At 65.4% G+C, this 23,188-nt stretch carries 15 protein-coding genes, 1 other RNA gene and 1 pseudogene; 13 read left to right on the forward strand and 4 right to left on the reverse strand.

The features are described 5' to 3' along the window. Positions 1-377: 377 nt before the first annotated feature. Positions 378-1,190, forward strand: a pseudogene (locus XCC_RS13955) (C1 family peptidase). Between the two features lie 127 nt (positions 1,191-1,317). Here XCC_RS13955 and creC read toward each other — a convergent pair. Together creC and creB are read right to left on the reverse strand one after the other, a co-directional pair. Next, positions 1,318-2,766: a two-component system sensor histidine kinase CreC gene (gene creC, locus XCC_RS13960; protein WP_011037824.1), complete on the reverse strand. Its 1,449-nt coding sequence runs from the start codon at positions 2,764-2,766 to the stop codon at positions 1,318-1,320. A 357-nt stretch (positions 2,767-3,123) separates the two neighbouring features. Next, positions 3,124-3,831, reverse strand: coding sequence for a two-component system response regulator CreB (gene creB / locus XCC_RS13965; RefSeq protein ID WP_014508377.1), 708 nt, complete (start codon positions 3,829-3,831; stop codon positions 3,124-3,126). 214 nt (positions 3,832-4,045) lie between these two features. On the opposite strand from creB, the gene XCC_RS13970 reads away from it, so the two are divergent. Both XCC_RS13970 and XCC_RS13975 read left to right on the forward strand, forming a co-directional pair. Next, a complete protein-coding gene (locus XCC_RS13970; protein ID WP_011037826.1) occupies positions 4,046-4,954 on the forward strand; it encodes a 23S rRNA (adenine(2030)-N(6))-methyltransferase RlmJ in 909 nt (302 codons plus the stop codon). Positions 4,955-5,120: 166 nt separating this feature from the next. Next, on the forward strand, positions 5,121-5,663 hold the full coding sequence (locus XCC_RS13975) for a GNAT family N-acetyltransferase (RefSeq protein WP_011037827.1): 543 nt from the start codon (positions 5,121-5,123) through the stop codon (positions 5,661-5,663). Between the two features lie 182 nt (positions 5,664-5,845). Here the strand turns inward: XCC_RS13975 and XCC_RS13980 are convergent. Next, positions 5,846-5,920, reverse strand: a non-coding RNA gene (locus XCC_RS13980) — sX9 sRNA. A gap of 444 nt (positions 5,921-6,364) precedes the next feature. Here XCC_RS13980 and mfd point away from each other — a divergent pair. The 8 genes from mfd to XCC_RS14020 all read left to right on the forward strand — a co-directional run bounded on the left by mfd (position 6,365) and on the right by XCC_RS14020 (position 18,922). Continuing rightward, entirely contained in the window at positions 6,365-9,832 is a 3,468-nt protein-coding gene (gene mfd, locus XCC_RS13985) for a transcription-repair coupling factor (RefSeq protein ID WP_011037828.1), read from the forward strand. 751 nt (positions 9,833-10,583) lie between these two features. Then, positions 10,584-10,913 carry an STAS domain-containing protein gene (locus tag XCC_RS13990; protein WP_011037829.1) on the forward strand — a complete coding sequence of 110 codons (330 nt, stop codon included), beginning with the start codon at positions 10,584-10,586 and terminating at the stop codon, positions 10,911-10,913. 18 nt (positions 10,914-10,931) lie between these two features. After that, complete coding sequence (locus XCC_RS13995) at positions 10,932-12,944, forward strand: chemotaxis protein CheA (protein WP_016944092.1); 2,013 nt, start codon at positions 10,932-10,934, stop codon at positions 12,942-12,944. A gap of 71 nt (positions 12,945-13,015) precedes the next feature. After that, positions 13,016-15,151, forward strand: coding sequence for a methyl-accepting chemotaxis protein (locus XCC_RS14000; RefSeq protein ID WP_019237476.1), 2,136 nt, complete (start codon positions 13,016-13,018; stop codon positions 15,149-15,151). 10 nt (positions 15,152-15,161) lie between these two features. Continuing rightward, a complete protein-coding gene (locus tag XCC_RS14005; protein ID WP_011037832.1) occupies positions 15,162-15,677 on the forward strand; it encodes a chemotaxis protein CheW in 516 nt (171 codons plus the stop codon). A gap of 26 nt (positions 15,678-15,703) precedes the next feature. Then, the gene (locus tag XCC_RS14010) at positions 15,704-16,987 is read left to right on the forward strand and encodes an EAL domain-containing response regulator (protein ID WP_011037833.1); all 1,284 of its coding nucleotides are present in this window, start codon (positions 15,704-15,706) and stop codon (positions 16,985-16,987) included. 4 nt (positions 16,988-16,991) lie between these two features. Next, entirely contained in the window at positions 16,992-17,798 is an 807-nt protein-coding gene (locus tag XCC_RS14015) for a CheR family methyltransferase (protein WP_016944093.1), read from the forward strand. After that, on the forward strand, positions 17,795-18,922 hold the full coding sequence (locus tag XCC_RS14020; protein ID WP_012437834.1) for a protein-glutamate methylesterase/protein-glutamine glutaminase: 1,128 nt from the start codon (positions 17,795-17,797) through the stop codon (positions 18,920-18,922). Before XCC_RS14015 ends, XCC_RS14020 begins: the two co-directional genes overlap by 4 nt. Before the next feature lie 299 nt (positions 18,923-19,221). On the opposite strand, the gene XCC_RS14025 is transcribed toward XCC_RS14020, so the two are convergent. Next, a complete protein-coding gene (locus tag XCC_RS14025) occupies positions 19,222-20,784 on the reverse strand; it encodes a phospholipase D family protein (protein ID WP_011037836.1) in 1,563 nt (520 codons plus the stop codon). A gap of 116 nt (positions 20,785-20,900) precedes the next feature. Between XCC_RS14025 and XCC_RS14030 the strand changes: the two genes are divergently transcribed. Next, a protein-coding gene (locus XCC_RS14030) for an IS3 family transposase (protein WP_087942080.1) occupies positions 20,901-22,045 on the forward strand; the annotation gives its coding sequence in 2 pieces (ribosomal slippage) (positions 20,901-21,138 and positions 21,138-22,045; 1,146 coding nt in all). A 62-nt stretch (positions 22,046-22,107) separates the two neighbouring features. Then, positions 22,108-23,088, forward strand: coding sequence for an IS5 family transposase (locus tag XCC_RS14035; protein WP_011037839.1), 981 nt, complete (start codon positions 22,108-22,110; stop codon positions 23,086-23,088). The last annotated feature ends 100 nt before the right edge of the window (positions 23,089-23,188 follow it).

Consider the following 23,188-nt stretch of genomic DNA (forward strand, 5'->3'; position numbering starts at 1 on the left):
GCGAATTTGAAGCGAAGGTGAAGTGGGTGGCCCGCACGGCCAACGAGTGCCACTGTGACGTGCTGTGGAAATACAGGGTTCACTCTGGAAAAGTGCAACGCAGGCCCAGCAAGAGCTTCTGTTTCATCGACGGCACTTCGCATCACTGCCACGCACTTCGGCGCCAAGCGCAACGATGCGCAGGCAGTTGCGTACGACAGGACCATCGTTTCGTTTTCGGTCATGTTTTGAACACGGCTTTCCGCTCCGTCGTTCTTCGCCGTCTTTCTTCCATCTTCCGCGCGCCGTCGTGGCGCCGTTCTACACGCCTGCCCGCTTGGCCGACCGTGGGTCAACCGTGCGCCCGACTGCATCCCTCTTGCCTGGAGTCTGCCTTCATGAACACGCAACGTTCGCTGACGCTCTGCCTGCTCGCTGCCCTGAGCCTGTCCTCCGCTGCCGCACAGGCGGCAATGCATGGAATGGGTTTGAAACCGTCGGCGTTGATGCAGCCGGTGACCCCGCTGTTCGGCACCGCAAGTGCCGCCAAACCGCTCCCCGCCACAGTGGACCTGACCGCCTGGGCGATCACGCCAGGCGACCAGGGTCAGGTGGGGTCCTGTGCCTCGTGGGCAACCGCCCACACCCTCACCGGCTGGTATGCCAATGCCGCCAAACAGGCGCAGACCCGCTTTGCGCCGATGTATCTCTATAGCCAGGTCAACGGTGGCGTCGATGGCGGCTCCACCCTGGAAGCCCCACTGGACGTGGCTTTGGCCCAGGGCATCGACACCGCGCAGCATTATTCATGGGGCGATTACAACTGGAAGAACCCGCCCACCGCTGCCGACCGCGCCAACGCCGCCAAGCACCCCACGCCGTACCGCAAGTACACCGTGCTGTATGCCGGCGACGGGAATGGCGGGCGGGCATTGGTCGAACAGATCAAGCTTGCGCTGGCCGCGTCCACGCCGGTGGCCATCGGCTTCTATGTCCGGCAAGGCTTCGAAGACCTCACCCCATCGAATCAGGTCGACTACGACATCAAGACGCCGATTCTGGGCGGCCACGCGGTGATCGCACTGGGGTACGACAGCGAAGGCTTGATCGTTGAAAACAGCTAGGGAACCGAGTGGGGCAACAAGGGCTTTGGCAAGCTGTCCTGGTCGGTCGTGGCAAAGGACGTGATCGGCGCTGACGTAGTGCACTGACCACGACGATTGCGCGCGATAAGGCGTCGCTGACACGGATGCGGCATGTGCTCCGGCACCTGCCGCATCCACGCGGCAGCCAGCCGCCGCAAGTTGCCAGCAGGTCGCACCTGGCCTGCAGCGGGATTTACGCGATGGGCAATCGCAAGGTGGCGATCGCACCGCCGCCGTCGCGATTGCGCAGGCGCACGTCGCCGCCGTGCAGGCGGGCCACCTCACGCACGAACGGCAAGCCCAGGCCGGAACTGCGTTGCCCGGTCTGCGGGCGCGCCAGCGAATAGAACCGCTCGAACACGCGTTCGATCGCGTAATCGGGCACGCCACTGCCGCGGTCTTCGACCAACAGCTGCACCTGCCCGTCCTCCAGCTGCGTGCGCAGCTGCACGGTGCCGCCGTCCGGCGAGAAGGCGATGGCGTTTTCCAGCAGGTTGATCACGGCCTGCCGCAGCAGGAAGGCATCGCCGAGCACGGCCTGGTCGCTGGCGGCCATGCTTGCCGCATCGAGCTCCACCAGCACGCCGGCGCCAGCGGCGCGCAGCAATACCGCGTCCACCGCAGCCTGCAACACGCCAGGCACGGCCACACGCACACGGGTCTGCAGCCAGCCGTGTTGTTCAACCTCGGCCAGGGCGAGCAGCTTGTCGATGGTTTCGGTCAGGCGCTGCTCCTGGGCGCGGATGCTGGCCACAAAATGCTGGCGGTCGCACTCCGGCAATGGCTCGGTCAACAGCTCCGAGGCGCCACGAATGGCCGCCAGCGGGCTTTTCATCTCGTGCGTCAGCGATTGCACGTAGTGCTCGACGTAGGCCTTGCCCTCCAGCTTGCGGCGCATGGTTTCCAGCGCCTGGCCCAGGTCGCCGATTTCATCGCCGCGCGGCTTGGGCGGCGGCACCGGGATGCCCGCGCTCACCGCCTGCGCATAGCGATTCAACCGGCCGATGCCGCGCATCAGCCACCAGGTCATGCCGATGCCGATCAATGCGGAAATGCCGATCAACCAGGCGCCACGTTGCAGGATGTTGCGCTGGCTGGCTTCGATGAAGGGGTCGATGCTGCGATTGGGCTGCGCCAGCGTGAGCACGCCGATCAGTGTGCCCGGTGCGTCAGGCGCATAGATCGGTGCGGCCACATGCATCACCGTGGCGCCGGGGGTGCCATCCAGCTCCGGACTGGAGCGCGCGCCGTATTCGCCGCGCAAGGTGCGGTAGACATCGTTCCAGCGCGAGTTGTCGCGGCCGACGTCGCGGCCCAGCGAATCGAACACCACCACACCACGCGCATCGGTCACGGTGACGCGGTAATCCACGTTGTTCTTGCGGAAGCGCCACACCCAGGCCTTGGGGTCGCGCTGCTGGGCCTGTGCCAGGTGGCGCGCAAAGCGGCCGGTGGCGATCTGCCCGGCCGCAAGCTCGGGGCTGGCCATCTCGGCCAGCACGTTGGCCGCGTCCACCAACGTGGATTCCATCGCCTGGCGCACGCCCGGCTTGACCTCGTTGACGAACACCCGCATCACGAAGAAGGCGGCCAGCCCGACGATCAGAAAAAACCCGAGAAACAGCTTGAGGCCGAGCCGCATGTCAGCACCGAATCCCGTTGGCCGCGCACGCAGGTGTGTGGTCGTTGGTCGACCACCGCGTGGTCAAGTAGCCGTCAGCAGCCGGCGCATTTGGCATGGATGCGGCCAGCGCCGTTTGCGTCTGTGCCAGGAGCGACGAACGCAAGGTGGGCGTGCATAGGGATCGCGCAATTGCGGCACTGCGGGGGCACGCAACGTCGATCTCCTCCGCACGCGCCTGATGATGGCCGACGCAAGCCAGCGCGAACACATCGCGCCCACCCGCCAGGCCGTCCACTTCAGTCAGCCCACGCCGACCATGCAAACCGGCACGCTCGACCACCCCAACCGCCGGCGGCTGAAACACGGCATCCATCCTCAGACCTCCAGCGCGTAGCCAAGGCCACGGTGGGTGCGGATCGGGTCGGCCGGCACGCCGGCCTGGCGCAGCTTGGCGCGCAGCGTCTTGATATGGGTATCCACGGTGCGGTCGGCGCTGTCGGCACTGGCATCCCAGCCGCGGTCCATCAGCTGGCTGCGGCTGAGGATGGCGCCGGGCCGCTGCAGCAGCGCGGCCAGCAGCGCATATTCGTAGCGCGTCAGCGGCAACAGCGTCTCGCCGTAGCGGATGCGGCTGCCGTCGCGATCGATCGCGAACGCGCCGTGCGGCTGCCAGCCCGGTTCGGCCTGGGCCACGGCCACGCTGCGCCGGCGCAGCCGTGCGCGCACCCGCGCCACCAGCTCGCGTGGCGAAAACGGCTTGGCCATGTAGTCGTCGGCACCGAGTTCCAGGCCCAGCACGCGGTCGATCTCGTCGTTGCGTGCGGTCAGGAAGATCACCGGTACCTCGCTGAAACCGCGCAGCGTGCGGCAGACCTCGAAGCCATTGATATCCGGCAGGCCCACGTCCAGCACCACCAGGTCGGCGGGATCGTTGCGCAGCCGCTCCAGCGCCTCGCGCCCCAGCAGGCAGTGCTCGGGCACGTAGCCCTCGCTGCGCAGGGCGTACAGCACGGTGTCGGCAATGGCGGTTTCGTCCTCGACGACAAGGACACGGGCGGGGGTCTCGGACATGGCGCGCAGCATAGCCGCATGCCGGCGCGGCCAATAGCACGCGGGCAACCGTGCACGGCCGCCGCGGGCCATCATCGACCACACCACGCTGGCTGCACCTTGCGGCGCCGGCGCGTCGCAGACGCGCGCAGCCCGGTGCCCGGCCGCCTTGCTGCGCCCCACCCGGCGTAAACCGCCACCGCACCTGGCACAGCGCAAACCACCGCGCACCCTCTACACTGCCGCGATGAACTATCGCCACGCCTTCCATGCCGGCAACCACGCCGACGTGCTCAAGCACATCGCCTTGCTGGCGCTGATCGACACCCTCAAGCGCAAGGACACCCCGTTCTTCGTGCTGGACACCCACGCAGGCCGTGGCCGCTACCAGCTCGGTGGCGAAGAGAGCCGCAAGACCAACGAAGCCGATGCCGGCGTCATGCGGTTGATGGCCGAAGCCACGCTGCCGGAGGTGGTGGAGCGCTACCTGCGCGCGGTGCAGGCCGACAACGCCGCCGTCGCACGCCCCGCCGTGCCCGGCCAGAAAGCGGCCCGGCCCACTGCCGGCATCCAGATCAATCACTACCCCGGCTCGCCGTTGCTGGCGGCGCAGGCGCTGCGCGCGCAGGACCGCATGGCGTTCTGCGAACTGCAGCCCGACGAAGCCCAGGCGCTGAAGACCCTGTTCGCCAACGACAGCCGCGTGCGTGTGCATGCGGGCGATGGCTATGCGGCGATCCGCGCCTTCCTGCCGCCGCGGGCCGGCGAGGTCAAGATCGGCCGCGGCCTGGTCCTGATCGACCCGCCCTATGAATCACAGGGTGCCGAATACCCGCAGGTGATCGCCAGCGTGCGCGAAGCGCTGGCGCGTTGGCCGCAGGCGATCTGCATGGTGTGGTACCCGATCAAGCTGCGCCGCAGCCTGCAGCCCTTCATGCGCAAGGCCGCTGCGCTGCCGGCCAAGTCGGTGCTGATGGCCGAACTGCAGGTGCATCCGGACGATTCACCGCTGCGCCTGACCGGCAGCGGCCTGTTGATCGTCAATGCACCCTGGCAGTTCGACCAGGTGCTGGCCCCGGCGCTGCCCGCGCTCAAGGCGCACCTTGGCGAAGCCGGTGCCTCGACCCGGCTGGAGTGGCTGCGCCAGGAGGGCTAGGCCGCGTTGGCGCCCGGCGTCACGACTGGCTCACGGCATCGCTCGGTAGAGTGCCGTGGGAAGCACTGCCACCCCCGCATACGGCCCCCAGCGGCGCACCGGAATCATTCACGGTTGTGCGCTGGGCTGGTGCCAGAATCTTCCGATCTTCAAGGAACACCCGGTCATGGCCATCCGCAATCGCATGCCTCCCTGGCATGAAAATTTCAGTCTGCCCAATGGCCGCACGCTTCTGCTTCGCCCGATCCGTCCCGAGGACGGCCCGCCGCTGCAGGGAGCCTTCAGCCTGTTGGGCCCGGAAGAGATCCGCGCCCGTTTCGTGCGCTCCTCGGCCGAAATCACCCCCGAAATGGTGCAACGCCTCACCCACCCCAACCCCAAGAGCGAGATCGTGTTGGTGGCGGCCGAGCAGTTGCCGCCCGGCGAAGCGCTGGTGGGCGCCGTCGCACGTGCCGCGCTGGTGCCAGGCACCCGCCAGGCCGAATACACCATCCTGGTCAGCAGCTTTGTGGCCGGCCAGGGCCTGGGCCGCCAACTGATGCGCAAACTGGTGAAGTGGGCGCGCCGCAAATACCTCGATTGCCTGTACGGCGACGTGCTGCAAAGCAACCTGCCGATGCTGCAGCTGGCCGAATCGCTGGGCTTCAAACCGCAGCCCCACCCGGATTCCCCGGAACTGGTGCGCATGGTGCTGGAGTTGGATGCTTGAGGGGCGGGGATTGGGGATTCGGGAGTTGGGATTCGTTTTGAAGCGGTTGCTGTGCGTGCTGGGTGTTCGCATGGCATGCCCTGTATTGCGGGACAGCACGTGAGTTCCCCCCGCCGGCCTGAGCGCCGCCCAAGGTTTCGCAAAGGCGCCGCCACAAGCCCCGATAACAGGTGACTTAGCGGGGCTAACAAAACGTAGCGAGCGGCCGTCAGGTGGGTGCGGCCGGCGTGGAGGAACCGGAATGTACGTGGGTAGATGCCGATTCCGAGCACCGGCCGCGCCCGCCTGGCGGATGCGCAGTCGTTTTGATAGCTGCTCTTCGCCTGGCATCCCCAAAAAGCTGCCTGTACACCGTCAGGCGCGGTGTCCTCGCCGCTTGCGGGACCATGTGGCGGCATGGATGCCGCCACTGAGCTTCCATGGACGGATTCACGGCGTGTCCCGCAAGCGGTGAGGGCACCGCGCCCTCGACCAACTAGGCTGTTGACTGCCAAGACGAGCAATCCCGCATACCTTGAAGCGCACTAGAGAATGCGGATAGCCCAGTCGCAGCCCGCCTAAATCTGAAACGTCGCTGCAAGGCCCTTGCCAGCCATACCCATCGCACGACGCCGAAGCCCGGCAGGCTAAGCAGGCCAGGCCGGCAGCTTTCACGCCAGATGGACCGGCCCCCGGCGGCGCTCTGATAAAATCGCCGGCTGATGCCGTCGCCTACCTTCCCTTCTCCGCCGCTGCCCAAGTCCGGCCAGCTCCGCGCCTACTGGCGCGCTCCGTCGTCTCCGACGGCCCTGGCCTGGTCGATTGCACGCGCTGCCGAAGCGCATGCCGGCCCGGTGCTGGTGATTGCCCGCGACAACCAGAGCGCGCATCAGATCGAAGCCGATCTGCACGCCCTGCTGGGTGACGCGTCCGCGCTGCCGGTGGTGCCGTTTCCCGATTGGGAAACCCTGCCCTACGACCAGTTCAGCCCGCACCCGGAGATCATCAGCCAGCGCCTGGCGGCCCTGCATCGCTTGCCCGGTTTGACCCGTGGCGTGGTGACCGTGCCGGTGCAGACCTTGCTGCAGCAGCTCGCGCCGCTGAGCTACATCGTCGGTGGCAGCTTCGATCTCACGGTTGGCCAGCGCCTGGATCTGGACGCGGAAAAACGCTGCCTGGAAAGCGCCGGCTACCGCAACGTGCCGCAGGTGATGGACCCGGGCGATTTCGCGGTGCGCGGCGGCCTGCTGGATGTATTTCCGATGGGCGCCGACACCCCGTTGCGCATCGAGCTGCTGGACGAGGATATCGATTCCATCCGCGCCTTCGACCCGGAATCGCAGCGCTCGCTGGACAAGGTGGACGCGGTCAAGATGCTGCCCGGCCGCGAAGTGCCGATGGACGATGCCAGCGTGGAGCGTGTGCTCGCCTGCCTGCGCGAACGCTTCGACGTGGATACGCGGCGCAGCGCGCTGTATCAGGATCTGAAGTCCGGCATCGCACCGTCGGGCGTCGAGTATTACCTGCCGATGTTCTTCAGCAAGACCGCCACGCTGTTCGATTATCTGGACACGCGCGTGCTGCCGCTGATCGCCACCGGCGTCTCCAATGCCGCCGATGCCTTCTGGCTGCAGGCGCAAAACCGCTACGAGCAGCGCCGCCACGATGTGGAACGCCCGCTGCTGCCGCCCGATGAGCTGTACCAGTCACCGGATGCCTTGCGCGAGCGGCTCAACAAGCTGGCGCGCATCGAAGTGTGGCCGGCCGACCATCCGCGTATCGACGAGGCCGCGCCGCTGGGCGACCAGCCGTTGCCGCCGCTACCGGTCGCCGCCAAGGATGCGCCCGCCGGGCAGGCCCTGGCCTCGTTCCTGGGCCACTACCCGGGCCGGGTGCTGGTAGCCGCCGATTCGGCCGGCCGCCGTGAAGCCTTGATGGAAGTACTGGCCGCCGCGCAGTTGAAGCCGGACGTCGTGGCCGACCTGCCCGCGTTCCTGGCCGCGACCAAACTGCGCTTCGGCATCACCGTGGCGCCGCTGGAAGACGGCTTTGCATTGGACACGCCGCAGATTGCGGTGCTGACCGAGCGCCAGTTGTTCCCGGAGCGGGCCAACCAACCGCGCCGCACGCGCCGCGTGGGCCGCGAGCCGGAAGCGATCATCCGCGACCTGGGCGAGCTCTCCGAAGGCGCGCCGATCGTGCATGAAGACCACGGCGTGGGCCGCTACCGCGGCCTCATCGTGCTCGACGCCGGCGGCATGCCTGGCGAGTTTCTGGAAATCGAATACGCCAAGGGCGACCGGCTGTATGTGCCGGTGGCGCAGCTGCACTTGATCAGCCGCTATTCCGGTGCCTCGGCCGACACAGCGCCGCTGCATTCGCTGGGTGGCGAGCAGTGGACCAAGGCCAAGCGCAAGGCCGCCGAAAAAGTGCGCGATGTCGCCGCCGAATTGCTGGAAATCCAGGCGCGCCGCCGCGCGCGCGCAGGCCTGGCCCTGCAGGTGGACCGCGCGATGTACGAACCATTCGCGGCGGGCTTTCCGTTCGAGGAAACCACCGACCAGTTGGCCGCGATCGATGCCACCTTGCGCGATCTGGGCAGCAGCCAGCCGATGGACCGCGTGGTCTGCGGCGATGTCGGCTTCGGCAAGACCGAGGTCGCGGTGCGCGCCGCGTTCGCCGCGGCCAGTGCCGGCAAGCAGGTCGCCGTGCTGGTGCCGACCACGCTGCTGGCCGAACAGCATTACCGCAACTTCCGCGACCGCTTCGCCGACTACCCGATGAAGGTGGAAGTGCTGTCGCGCTTCAAGAGCACCAAGGAGATCAAGGCCGAGCTGGAAAAAGTGGCCAGCGGCGATATCGACGTGATCATCGGCACGCACCGACTGCTGCAGCCGGACGTGAAGTTCAAGGATCTCGGCCTGGTCGTGGTCGACGAAGAACAGCGCTTCGGCGTGCGTCAGAAAGAAGCGCTCAAGGCGATGCGCGCCAACGTGCATCTACTCACGCTCACCGCCACGCCGATCCCGCGCACGCTCAACATGGCCATGGCCGGGCTGCGCGATCTGTCCATCATCGCTACGCCGCCGCCGAACCGGCTCGCGGTGCAGACCTTCATCACCGCCTGGGACAACACCCTGCTGCGCGAGGCGTTCCAGCGCGAACTCAGTCGCGGTGGCCAGCTGTATTTCCTGCACAACGATGTGGAAAGCATCGTGCGCATGCAGCGCGACCTCTCCGAGCTGGTGCCGGAAGCGCGCATCGGCATCGCGCATGGGCAGATGCCCGAGCGCGAGCTGGAACGGGTGATGCTGGATTTCCAGAAGCAGCGCTTCAACGTGCTGCTGTCGACCACGATCATCGAATCGGGCATCGACATTCCCAACGCCAACACCATCATCATCAATCGTGCCGATCGCTTTGGCTTGGCACAGTTGCATCAGTTGCGTGGCCGCGTCGGTCGCTCGCATCACCGCGCCTACGCATATCTGGTGGTGCCGGACCGCCGCTCGATGACCTCCGATGCAGAAAAGCGCCTGGAAGCGATTGCCTCCATGGACGAACTGGGCGCCGGCTTCACCCTGGCCACGCACGATCTGGAGATTCGTGGTGCCGGCGAGCTGCTGGGCGAGGACCAGAGCGGGCAGATGGCCGAGGTGGGTTTCAGCCTGTACACCGAACTGCTGGAACGCGCGGTGCGCAGCATCCGCCAGGGCAAGCTGCCCGACCTGGATGCCGGCGAAGAAGTGCGCGGCGCCGAGGTGGAACTGCACGTGGCCTCGCTGATTCCCGAGGACTACCTGCCGGATGTACACACGCGCCTGACGCTGTACAAGCGCATTTCCAGTGCCCGCGACAGCGATGCCTTGCGCGAGTTGCAGGTGGAAATGATCGACCGCTTCGGCCTGCTGCCGGACCCGGTCAAGCACCTGTTCGCGATCGCCGAGCTCAAGTTGCAGGCCAATGCCTTGGGCGTGCGCAAGCTGGATCTTGGCGAGAATGGCGGCCGGCTGGTGTTCGAGGCAAAGCCGTCGATCGACCCGATGACCGTGATCCAGATGATCCAGAAGCAGCCGAAGATCTACACCATGGACGGCCCGGACAAACTGCGCATCAAGCTGCCGTTGCCCGAGGCTGCCGACCGCTTCAAGGCGGCACGTGGGCTGTTGACGGCCCTGGCACCGCGCTGAGGGGTTGCACCGTGCAATGCGCCCTGCTGGGGCGCACTGCACGGGCACGCTGCAGCTGTGGTGTTGAAGGCCGCGCACGCACTGTGCAACGCGCCGACGGTAATCAGCGATCTACCTTGGCCTGTTTTGGCGCATTGAATGCCCAGTGCAAGGCACTGCCCGCCAGCATCGCAGGCACAAACCACGATTGAACCCAGCGCCTGATCGCGGTGCATCTGTACTGCGCGATCATGAAAGCGTGCAGCGGCAATCGCCTGCAGCAGAGCAGCGCAACCGAGCAAGCTGCGTTTCGCAAAACCGCGCTGCGCGTTGGCCGCACTCTATACAGACGCAGACATGGGCAATGAGTGCTGCTCGCCGCGGAACCTTGTGTCAGACATCCATGTCAGCCATCACTAGCGTGCTCAACAGGCAGGCTTTTCGCATGCACAGCAATCACGCATGCCTTGAAACTGCATGCGCCTTTGATGGCAACCAAAACACCATGCCGTCGCAGCGCTCGCTTAAAAGCAGACTCAGCCGACAAGCAGCACGAATCACGTCATCGCAAACCTGAGCGGTTAACGCCCACGCAGTGATGCGCATCGCAAATCGGCCGCTTGGCTGAATTCGGCCTAAATATTTCTGTCACGCGCCGATACCTGCATAGACCGACACGACTTGGGCTTACTTGGTAGCGCGTGAAGCCGATGTCGAGGTGAGAACTTCTCCGCGTCATGCCACGCACGTGTCATCGCTTCACGAGGCCGCAATGGACATCTTTTCGTTGGATCTACCCGCCCCGCTCACGCTTGCCCTCGAAGGCGAGATGACCATCCGTCGCGCTGCCGAGCTCAAGCCATTGCTGCAGCCGGCGCTGGCGCATCCGGGTGGCGTGCGTCTGGACCTGGCTGCGGTCAGCGAGATCGACACCACTGGCCTGCAGCTGCTGCTCGCCACCAAGCAGGCGGTGCAGGCTGACGGACGCCCGTTTGTGTTGACCGACTCAAGCCGCGCCGTGGTCGATGTGATCGAACTGCTGGGCCTGCTGGAAGCGCTGTACCCGCACGCCGCCACCGGTCTGGGCGAACGAATTCATTAACACGGACAGGTGACGCGCATGGACATGAACCAGCTGATGCAGACCTTCCTGGCCGAGAGCCGGGATCTGCTCGAAGACATGGAACGTCACCTGTTACAGGCCGAGCGTGGCGAGTCCTCGCCGGATGCGGTGAACGCGATCTTCCGTGCGGCGCACACCATCAAGGGCTCCGGCGGTCTGTTCGATCTGCCGCAGCTGGTGGGCTTCACCCATTTGGTGGAAAGCGTGCTGGATCTGGTGCGCGAAGAATCGGTGGCGCTGCAGTCGGAACTGATCGCCTTGCTGCTGGTGTGCTGCGACCACATCCATGCATTGGTGGAGACCGCCGCCGACCCCAGCCATGCCGATCCCGCTGCATTGGCCGCCGAAGCCGAGCCCCTGCTGGCGCAATTGCAAACCTACCTGCAAGGCAGCGTTTGCGGCGCAACTGTCAGCGACGCGCAGCGCAGCACGCCGGAAAAACAAAGCGGTTACTGGCGCGTCAACCTGACCCTGTTTGCCGATGCGCTGCGTTTTGGCAACTCGCCGTTGAAGCTGATCCGCAACCTGCGCGGGCTCGGTTCCGTCGAGTCGATCAGCACCGACTACAGCAAATTGCCGGTGTTCGAGGAGCTCGACCCGGAAGCCAACTACCTTGGATTCCAGATCCTGCTGCGCAGCGATGCAGACCGCGCGGCGATTGAAGACGTGTTCGAATTCGTGCGCGAAGACTGCGACCTGGAGATCGTCGCGGTGCCGGCGCCACTGGACACCACGCTCAGCGCCGCGACCGCCATCGTCACTGCGGAACCGGTGCACGCACCGGCACCGGCCATTGCCGCGGTACCGCCACCGCGCGCCGCTGCAACGACTGCCGAGACTGCGCCGCGTTCCAATGAAGCGCGCTCCATCCGCGTGGACGCCGACAAGCTCGATCGCATGATCGACCTGGTGGGCGAGTTGATCATCGCGGTGGCCAGCACCGGCACCAATGCACAGCGCACCGGTGATGCGCAGCTGCTCGAATCCACCTCGATCCTGGCGGGCCTGGTTGAAGAGGTACGCGAAAGTGCACTGCAACTGCGCATGGTCAAGATCGGCGGCACTTTCAGCCGCTTCCAGCGCGTGGTGCACGATGTGGCGCGCGAGCTGGGCAAGGACATCGCGCTGGTCGTCGCCGGCGAAGACACTGAACTGGACAAGTCGGTGGTGGAAAAGATCGGCGACCCGCTCACCCACCTGGTACGCAATGCGATGGACCACGGCATCGAGCCGGCAGACGTGCGCGTGGCCAACGGCAAGCCGGCGCGTGGCACCGTCGGCCTGAATGCCTTCCACGACTCCGGCAGCATCGTCATCCAGATCACCGATGACGGTGGCGGCCTGAATCGCGACAAGATCCTGGCCAAGGCGCTGGAGCGCGGCCTGGTCGAACCCGGCCGCCAGCTCAGTGATCGCGAAGTGTTCGCGATGATCTTCGAGCCCGGGTTTTCCACTGCCGAGAAAGTCACCAACCTGTCCGGCCGCGGTGTGGGCATGGATGTGGTCAAGCGCAACATCACCGCGCTGCGCGGCTGCGTGGACATCGACAGCACCGCCGGCGTGGGCACCACCATTTCGGTGCGGCTGCCGCTGACGCTGGCGATCATCAACGGCTTCCAGGTGGGCATTGGCAAGTCGGTGTTCGTGGTGCCGCTGGATGTGGTGGAAGAGTGCGTGGAATTCACGCCCGACTACACCAGCGACTACATCGACCTGCGCGGCAGCGTGCTGCCGTACGTACGCCTGCGCGAATTGTTCGCGCTGGGCGGCAAGCGGCCGGCCCGCGAAAGCATCGTGGTCATTCGCCAGGGCGCGCAGCGGTTCGGGTTGGTCGTGGACACCTTGTTGGGCGAATGGCAGACCGTGATCAAGCCATTGTCCAAGGTGTTTGCGCAGGTCAAGGGCATCAGTGGTTCGAGCATTCTCGGCAGCGGCGAGGTCGCGCTGATTCTCGATGTGCCCAGTCTGATCCAGCAATTGCATCCGGGCCAGGACGCGCTGGCCGCCTGACCGTTCAAACCGTCGCTCGTCTTCCCACGCCGCCGTTCTACGTCGTTCCCTGACTCCAGGAAGCTGCCACCATGTCGCACCGTCTCCCGATCGCCACCCAACTGTGGTTCACCGCCGCTTTCGCCATTGCCCTGCCGGTTGTGGTGGTGGTTGCCGGCTTCGCACTCACGCTGTCGCATGCTGCACTGCTGGCGGCGAGCGTGCTGGCCGCACTCGCCAGCGGTGTGCTGCTGGCCTGGTCGATCCGCACCGCTACCGGCTCGCTGGAGATCGCCACCACCACGCTGGACGCCTTCGCCCGCGGCAACTTCGATGTCGCCCTGCCGCAGGTGCGCGACGAGCAGGCCTGTGAAGTGCTGCGCGGCCTGCGCAAGGTGCAGAGCGGCATCCGCCACGTCAACGACGAAATCAACCGTGTCTCGCACGAACACGACGCCGGCGAGATCGATGCGCGCATCGATGTGGCACGGTTTGATGGTGACTTCCGCGCCATGGGCGACGGCATCAACCGCATGGTCGCCAGCCATATCGCGGTAAAGAAGCAGGCCATGGCCTGCGTGGCCGAATTCGCCCGCGGCAATTTTTCCGCCGAGCTGGAACGCCTGCCCGGCAAGAAGGCCTTCATCAACGAGGTCGTGGACCAGATCCGCGGCAACCTCACCGGCCTGGTCGCCGAAGTCAACCGCATGGCAGTCGAACACGATGCCGGCGATATCGACGTCGTGATCGACACGCAGCGCTTCACCGGCGATTTCCGTCGCATGGCCGAAGGCATCAATGCGATGGTGGCAGGACATATCGCGGTCAAGAAGCAGGCCATCGCCTGCGTGGCCGAGTTCGGCCGCGGCAACTTCACCGCACAACTGCCGCAGCTGCCGGGCAAGAAGCGCTTCATCAACGAGACCATCGATCAGGTGCGCGGCAACCTCACCGGCTTGATCCGCGAGATCAACCACATGTCGGCCGAACACGAAGCCGGCGACATCGATGTGGTGATCGATACCGCGCGCTTCGACGGTGACTTCCGCAGCATGGCCACCGGCATCAACGAAATGGTGGGTGCGCATATCGCGGTCAAGAAGCTGGCAATGGGCGTGGTGGCAGAGTTCGGCCGCGGCAACTTCGACGCGCCGCTGGCGCAGCTGCCCGGCAAGAAGGCCTTCATCAACGACACCGTAGAGCGTGCACGCGGCAACCTGCGCAGCATCTCCGAGGTGATCCAGGTAATGGGCGCGATGGCCGAGGGCGACCTCACGCACACCGTGGAAGGCCGCTATGAAGGCGCGTTTGCCGACATGCAGCGCTACGTCAACACCACCATGAGCCGCCTCACCGAGATCGTCGATGAGGTCAACCGCAACGCCGAGAACCTAGCCAGCGCATCGGAACAAGTCAGTGCCACCGCGCAGGCACTGGCCCAGGCCGCCAGCGAACAGGCGGCCGGCGTGGAAGAAACCAGCGCCTCGCTTGAGCAGATGACTGCTTCCATTGCACAGAACACCGAAAACGCCCGCGTCACCGACAGCATGGCCGCCAAGGCTGCCAGCGAGGCGGCCGACGGTGGCGACACCGTGCGCGCCACGGTGGTGGCGATGAAGGACATCGCCAAGAAGATCGGCATCATCGACGACATCGCCTACCAGACCAATCTGCTGGCGCTCAATGCCGCGATCGAAGCCGCACGCGCCGGCGAACACGGCAAGGGCTTTGCGGTGGTGGCCGCAGAGGTACGCAAGCTGGCCGAGCGCAGCCAGATCGCCGCGCAGGAAATCGGCGAAGTGGCTGGGTCCAGCGTGGAACTGGCCGAAAGCGCCGGCCGCGTGCTGGGCGAGATGGTGCCTTCGATCCGCCGCACCTCCGATCTGGTGCAGGAGATTGCCGCAGCGTCCGAAGAACAGACCGCCGGCGTCAGCCAGATCAACACCGCGGTGGGCCAGTTGAACCAGACCACCCAATCCGCCGCGGCCAATGCCGAAGAACTGGCCGCCACCTCGGAAGAGATGAGCGCGCAGGCCGAGCAGTTGCAGCAGTTGATGGGCTTCTTCCGGCTGGGCAACGGTGGGCGTGGCAATGTGCCGGCGGCCAAGCCGGTGCAACGTCGGGTTGCGCCTGCCGCCAGCCTGCCGCTGCGCCGTGCCAACGTGCGTCCGATCAGCGCGGCGGTCGCCGCCGATGTGATCGACGAATCCCAGTTCGCCAGCTTCTGAGGAATCGACGATGCAACAGCGCAGCGTAGAGACCGGTGGCGCGCCCGCCATGCCCGCACCCCAGCAATACCTCACCTTCCTGCTGGGCGGTGAGATGTTCGGCCTGGGCATCCTGGGCATCAAGGAAATCATTGAATACCGAATTCCAACCGAAGTGCCGATGATGCCGCCGGCGCTGCGTGGAGTGATCAACCTGCGTGGTGCGGTGGTGCCGGTGATGGACGTACAGCTGCGCTTTGGCCGCAGTGCGAGCGCCATCACCAAACGCAGCTGCATCGTGATCGTGGAGATCGCACGCGCCGGTGAGCAGCAGGTGTTGGGCTTGCTGGTGGACGCGGTCAGCGAAGTGGTGGAGATCGCGCCCGCCGACATTGCCGATGCGCCCAGCTTCGGCGCCGGCATCCATCGCGATTTCATCCACGGCATGGCCAAGCGCGACGAGCGCTTCGTGATCCTGCTGGATGCCGACGCCGTGCTGGCCAACGACGCGCCGGCGCAGCTGCCCGACGCCGCGCTGGCGGCCTGACTCTTTCCGTGCACGCCAGGACTCTCATGCACTCTCCACTCCTTTCCTGCAACTGCGCACTGGCCGGCCCGGTCCTGGTGGTCGACGACAGCGTGGTCCAGCGCGAACACGCCATGGCGCTGTGCCGCCAATTGGGCGCCAGCGTGGTGGAAGGTGCCGGCGACGGCCATGCCGCGCTCGACTGGCTGAGCCGCGCCAGCGCACCATCGCTGCTGTTGATCGACCTGGAAATGCCGGGAATGGACGGCGTGCAGCTGCTCGATGCGCTGGCACGCGGCCAGCACAGCGTGCCGGTGGTGGTGGTCTCGCAGCGCGGCGGCGCGCTGATCGATGCGGTGATGCAACTCAGCCGCAGCGCCGGTGTGCGCGTGCTCGCCGGCCTGGAAAAACCGCTGCGCCTGCAGGACCTGGCCACCACGCTGGACTGCATTCCCGAACCGCTCGCCGAGACCACCACCGCGCTGTCCACGCCGCTCTCGCCGCTGCTCTCCAGTGGCGGCGCGGCGGCCTCGCGGCTGGATCGCGCCATGCGGCGCGGCGAAATCCGCGTGGCTTATCAGCCCAAGCTGGACCTGCGCGACGGCCGCCTGCGCGGCGTTGAGGCCCTGGCGCGCTGGCGCCGCCCGCAAGGCGACATGATCGGCCCGGACCGCTTCATTCCCTTGGCCGAGCGCGAAGGTTTGATCCACGCACTCACCCAGCAGGTGATCGACAAGGCGGTTGCGCAACTGGTCGACTGGCGCGCCGAAGGCCTGCAACTCACGCTGGCCTTGAACCTGTCGCCCAATCTGCTGGGCGAGCAGGATTTTCTCGAACACCTGTGCGCCAAGCTGGCCGACAACGGCCTGGCACCGGCCGACCTGGTGCTGGAACTCACCGAAAGCGCCATCGTGGAGCCGGCCAATGCGCTGAGCATGCTGGCGCGGCTGCGCCTGCATGGGTTCGGCCTGTCCATCGACGATTACGGCACCGGCTTTTCCTCGTTGCAGCGGCTGGCCAGCATCCCGTTTACCGAGCTCAAACTCGACCGCAGCTTCGTGCATGCCGCGCACCGCAGCCGCAGCCAGCGCACCGTGCTGGAATCCACGCTGGAGCTGGCCCACCGGCTGGAACTCACTGCCGTGGCCGAGGGCGTGGAAACCCCGGAGGACTGGCGCCTGCTCCGCGAACTCGGCTGCGACCTGGCCCAGGGCTACCTGATGGCCTCCCCGATGCCGGGCCCGATGTTGTCGGAGTGGTGGCGCGAACACGCCAGCCGCATCGCCCGTCTCTGCAGCAGCGAGCTTCCCACTGATGCCGACCTTGTCTGAGCCCATGAGCACGTCGACCGCGATCACCGAACAGGAATTCGGGCGCTTTCAGCGCTTCATTTTCGAAGCCGCCGGCATCAGCATTTCTTCCGGCAAGAAGGCCATGTTGTGCGGACGGCTGGGCAAGCGCCTGCGCGAGCATCAGTTCGACAACTACACCCAATACCTGCAATTGCTGGAAAGCCGGCAGGATCGCGACGAGATCCAGACCGCGATCGACCTGCTGACCACCAACGAAACCTATTTCTTCCGCGAGCCCAAGCACTTCGACCTGCTGCGCCGCCTGGCTGACGACCACCGTGGTGGGCTGCCGCTGCGCTGCTGGAGCGCGGCCAGTTCCACCGGCGAAGAGGCCTACAGCATGGCGATGGTGCTCGACGACGCGCTGCAAGGCCGTGCGTTCGAGGTGGTCGGCACCGACATCAGCAGCCGCGTGGTGGCCAAGGCCCGCACCGGCCACTACGCCCTGCAGCGCATCGACGGCATTCCACAGGCGTATCTCAAGCGCTACTGCCTGCGCGGCCAGGGCGAGTACGCCGGCACCTTGCTGGTGGAGCGCCGCCTGCGTGACCGGGTCAAGTTCGTGCATGCCAATCTCAACGCCGCCTTGCCGATGCTGGGCAGCTTCGATGTGATCTTCCTGCGCAACGTGATGATTTATTTCAATGGCCAGACCAAGCGCGAAGTGATCCTGCGCGTGCTGGCCAACCTCAAACCGGGCGGGCACTTCTGCATCGGCCATTCGGAAAGCCTGAGCGAGCTCGACATCGATCTCATCCAGGTGGCACCGTCGATCTTCCGTAAAGCCTGAGCCAGGGATCCACCGTGTCCACAGCGTTCAACCGCCCCATCCCGCAGTCCCAGACCATCAAGGCAATGGTGGTCGATGATTCGGCGGTGGTACGCCAGGTGCTGGTGGGCGTGCTCAACGAAGCGCCCGGCATCGAGGTCATCGCCACCGCCGCCGACCCGTTGCTGGCCATCGAAAAAATGCGCCAGCAGTGGCCGGACGTGATCGTGCTGGATGTGGAAATGCCGCGCATGGATGGCATCACCTTCCTGCGCAAGATCATGAGCGAGCGCCCCACCCCGGTGGTGATCTGCTCCACGCTCACCGAAAAAGGCGCGCGCGTCACCATGGATGCACTGGCCGCCGGCGCAGTGGCCGTGGTCACCAAACCGCGGCTGGGACTCAAGCAGTTCCTCACCGACTCGGCCGACGAGCTGGTGGCCACCGTGCGCAGCGCCGCGCGCGCCAACGTCAAACGCCTGGCCGCACGCGTCACTGCCGCGCCGCTGGAGGCCGAGGTCAAGCACACCGCCGATGTGATCCTGCCTGCGCAAACCGGCCGTGCGTTGGCGCAGACCACCGAGCGGATCGTGGCCATCGGCACCTCCACCGGCGGCACCCAGGCGCTGGAAGAAGTGCTCACCGCCTTGCCGCGCGTGTGCCCGGGTATCGTGATCGTGCAGCACATGCCGGAGAAGTTCACCGCCGCGTTTGCTGCACGCCTCAACGGCTTGTGCCAGATCGCAGTGAAAGAAGCCGCCAACAACGACCGCGTGATGCCGGGACGTGCGCTAATCGCACCCGGCGGCAAGCATCTGCTGCTGCGCCGCAGTGGCGCGCAATATTTTGTCGAAGTACTGGAAGGCCCGCCGGTGAACCGACATCGCCCGTCGGTCGATGTGCTGTTCCGCTCGGCTGCGCGCGCGGCCGGCAGCAATGCGCTGGGCATCATCATGACCGGCATGGGCGACGACGGTGCGGCCGGGCTGCTGGAAATGCGCCAGGCCGGTGCACGCACAATCGCGCAGGACGAACACACCAGCATCGTGTTCGGCATGCCCAAGGAAGCGATCAAACGCGGCGGTGCAGACCGCATCCTGCCGCTTGGCGCGATGGCGCGCGAGATCGTGACCCAACTGCAATAGCGATGCATCGGCCTGAGACAGGCAGCGGTGAAAGCTGGCGGTTGCGCCAAGTGCTTCGTGCAACGTCTTAGTCGGCTCTTCGATCGCGACATCACTGTGCCGGCTTTACGGCACATCGCGTCACGCCTGCGCGTAGCCAGCGAGAGGCGCAATCAGTACCGGCAGGTCGTCCGTCAACGTACGCACGTCATTGCGATCGCCACGCGCAAGACAGTACGACGTCGTAAATGCCCAACAGGCACGCAGCAAAGTGCACGCAGTCCTGCCCCCACTGCTACGCCAGCTGTTTCTCCCCGTAGTTACAACTGCGAATCCAGCGGCAACCAGCCCAACACCTTGGCCGCGCCGCGACGCCACACACTGGCGGCCGGTTCGCGCGTCCACACCGCCGGTGGCTGCGCGGCATCGTCGTGCCAGCGCAATCCGCCCTGCTCCAACGTCACCCGGTAGCTCACCGGCGCGCTCACCTTGTGGTTGTATAGCCGCTCCAGCTCCGCGGTCACGGTGCGGTCTTCGAATAGCAGGCCCATCTCGGTGTTGAGATTCATCGCCCGCGGGTCCAGGTTGAACGAACCGATGAAACCGGCGCTGTCGTCCACCACGAAGGCCTTGGTATGCAGGCTCGCACCACTGGAACCGAACAGGCTGCCATCCGGGCGCCCCATCGGCTTGAGCTCGTGCAGGCGCACGCCTTGTTGCAGCAGCGGAATGCGGTAGTCCGCATAGCCGCTGTGCACGGCCACGACATCGTTGGCGGCCAGTGAATTGGTCAATACGCTGACGCGTACATCGCGCTTGCGCAGGCCACCGATCCAGCGCATGCCGTCGTCGCCGGGCACGAAATAAGGTGAGATCAATTTCAGTTCGCGGCGTGCGTTGGCCATCTCGCCGATCAGGATCGGCGTCATCCAGTCCGGTTGCGGTGGCGCACCTTCGGCCTTCTCCGGCGGGTCGGCCACGATGCGCGCCTGCTGCACCCAATGCACCGGGCGATTGCCCTGCATCAAGGCATGCACGCTTGGCGATTGGCGCAGGCGCTCCACGTACGGGTGCGCGCCCACCGACGCCATCCCGGCGTCCAGGCTGCCGCGCAGTTGCTCCAGCGCCTGCGGCTTGGCGGTGACCAGCGCCGCCAGCGGCAATGCATTGGGGCTGTTCCAGTAGGCATCGAACACCTGTTCGGACTGACGCACCGTCGGGCCGATCAAGGCCGCGTCCATGTCCATGAAGTTGGTGTCGCGCGCGGCGTCGAAATATTCGTCGCCCACATTGCGCCCACCCACCACCGCGATGCGGCCATCGGCAATCCACGCCTTGTTGTGCATGCGTCGGTTGATGCTGAACATGCGCAGCACCATTTCCACGCCGCGCATCAGCGTGCCCTCGCGTGCACGGGTGGGGTTGAACAGGCGGATCTCGATCAGCGGATGGCTGTCCAACGCGGCCAGCACCGAGTCGCTGCCATGGATGTTCATGTCGTCCAGCAACAGGCGCACGCGCACGCCACGGTCGGCCGCACGCAGCAATTCGTTGTGCAACAGGTTGCCGGTGAAGTCGGCATGCCAGATGTAGTACTGCAGATCCAGGCTGCGGCCGGCCGCACGCGCGGTCAACGCGCGCACCGCAAACGCATCGATGTTGTCGGACAGGATCACCATGCCGGTCTTGCCGGCATGCGCCTGCTGCAACGGAGCGACGACCTGGTCGATTGGCGTTGCCTGCGCCGCCACCGGCAAGGCATGGCTGGCAGGGCCGCGCTCGCGATCGGCAAAGCGGCCGTAGCCATACAGCGACAGCACGCTGCCCAGCGCCAGCACCAGCACGCCGATGCCCGCCCACTTGAAGATCTTGCGTTTGGTCACTGCCGGTTCCGCGTTGAAGTGCGCGGCAGTCTAGGGAACCTCTGAACAACGCATGATACGCCCAGGGTTTCCTAGACATCTCAAGGCCATGGAAAATGGTCGATTCGGAGGTGTCTATGAGCAGCAAGCGATATACGGATGAGTTCAAGATCGAGGCGGTCCGGCAAGTGACTGATCGTGGGTTCAAGGTGGCAGAAGTCGCCGAGCGGCTGGGTGTCACGACGCACAGCCTGTACGCCTGGCTGCGCACGTTCGGCAAGTCTGGCGTGGTGCATCGCGCCGAGGTGGACCAGAGCGCCGAGGTTCGGCGGCTGAAGGCAGAGTTGCGTCGAGTGACCGAGGAGCGCGACATCCTAAAAAAGGCCGCCGCGTACTTTGCCAAGGGGTAAAGGCAAAGTACGCCTTCATGCAAGCCCACTGCGGGGAATTCAGGGTGTGTGCAATGTGCCGGGTATTGCGGGTCAACCGGTCGGGTTATTACGCCTGGTTGTGCTCGCCCAACAGTGAGCGCGCCAAGGAAGATGATCGCTTGCTTGGACTAATCAAGCACCACTGGCTGGCCAGCGGCAGTGTCTATGGGCATCGCAAGATCACCACGGATCTGCGCGATCTGGGTGAGCGTTGTAGTCGTCATCGGGTGCATCGGCTGATGCGCACCGAGGGACTGCGTGCCCAGGTGGGCTATGGTCGCAAACCGCGCTTCCATGGAGGAATGCAGTGCAAGGCGGCGGCCAACCTGCTTGACCGACAGTTCGACGTGACGGAGCCGGACACGGCCTGGGCGAGCGATTTCACCTTCATCCGCACGCATGAAGGCTGGATGTATTTGGCTGTTGTGATCGATCTGTTTTCCAGGCAGGTCGTCGGCTGGGCGATGCGCGATCGGGCCGACACCGAGTTGGTCGTGCAGGCGGTGTTGTCTGCGGTGTGGCGGCGCAAACCCAACGCTGGTTGCTTGGTTCATTCGGACCAAGGGTCTGTCTACACCAGCGATGACTGGCGCAGTTTCCTGGCGTCCCATGGCTTGGTGTGCAGCATGAGTCGGCGTGGCAACTGCCACGACAACGCACCCGTGGAGAGCTTCTTCGGCCTGCTCAAACGCGAGCGGATCAGGCGGCTGACCTATCCCACCAAGGACGCCGCTCGCGCCGAGGTATTCGACTACATCGAGATGTTCTACAACCCCAACCGCCGCCACGGTTCAACTGGCGACCTGTCACCTGTAGAGTTTGAACGGCGCTACGCGCAACGAGGGTCTTGAGTGTCTACGGAACCCTGGGCGTATCAACGCGACACTACCCGCCTGATGTTGAGGGGTGATCCATGCAACTGACGTTCGGTGACGCTGAGGGCCTGGGCAAGCGCAAGCAGACGCGCCGGGAGATCTTCCTGGCCGAGATGGAGCAGGTCGTCCCGTGGCAGCAATTGCTCGGGCTGGTCGCGCCGCACTATCCCGTGTCGGGCCGGCCAGGTCGGCAGCCGTACGCACTGGCGAGGATGTTGCGGATTCATTTGCTGCAGCAGTGGTATGCGTTGAGCGATCCGGCGATGGAAGAAGCACTGCACGAGATCCCGACCTTGCGGCGGTTTGCCCAGCTCGGTGGCTTGGACAACGTTCCGGACGAGACCACGATTCTCAACTTTCGCCGCCTGCTGGAGACCCATGGCCTTGCCGCGCGGATGCTGGAAGCTGTCAACGCGCATCTGGCGCGCAAGGGCCAGAGCCTGCGGTCGGGCACGATCGTCGATGCGACGCTGATCGCGGCGCCCAGTTCGACCAAGAACGCCGACCATGCGCGCGACCCCGAGATGCATCAGACCAAGAAGGGCAATCAGTGGTATTTCGGGATGAAGGCGCACATCGGCGTGGATGAGTTTTCCGGGTTGGTGCACCACGTCCATTGCACGGCCGCCAACGTCGCCGACGTCACGGTGACGCACACGTTGCTGCATGGCAAAGAAGACAGCGTGTTTGGCGACAGCGGCTACACCGGTGCGGATAAGCGCGAAGAACTGCAGGACTGCGAGGCTGCATTTTTCATTGCTGCCAAGCGTTCGGTGCTTCAAGCCATCGGCAACAAGCGGGAGCGTGCTCGGGAACAGCGTTGGGAACACTTCAAGGCCAGCGTGCGCGCGAAGGTGGAGCATCCGTTCCGGGTGATCAAGCGCCAGTTCGGTTACACCAAGGTCCGCTATCGCGGCCTGGCGAAGAACACCGCGCAGGTGCTGACGCTGTTTGCGCTGTCAAACCTGTGGATGAAGCGAAAGCAGTTATTGCCTGCTATGGGGAGCGTGCGCCTGTAACGCAGGCAACACCCTGCAAACGCGCCGGAAACGGCAAAAAAATCGAGGATCTGAGCGCCGTCAGCCTAGCCGATGTAGTTGGGCTCATCCTCCGACGCCG

The organism is Xanthomonas campestris pv. campestris str. ATCC 33913 (genome assembly GCF_000007145.1).
GTDB lineage: Bacteria > Pseudomonadota > Gammaproteobacteria > Xanthomonadales > Xanthomonadaceae > Xanthomonas > Xanthomonas campestris.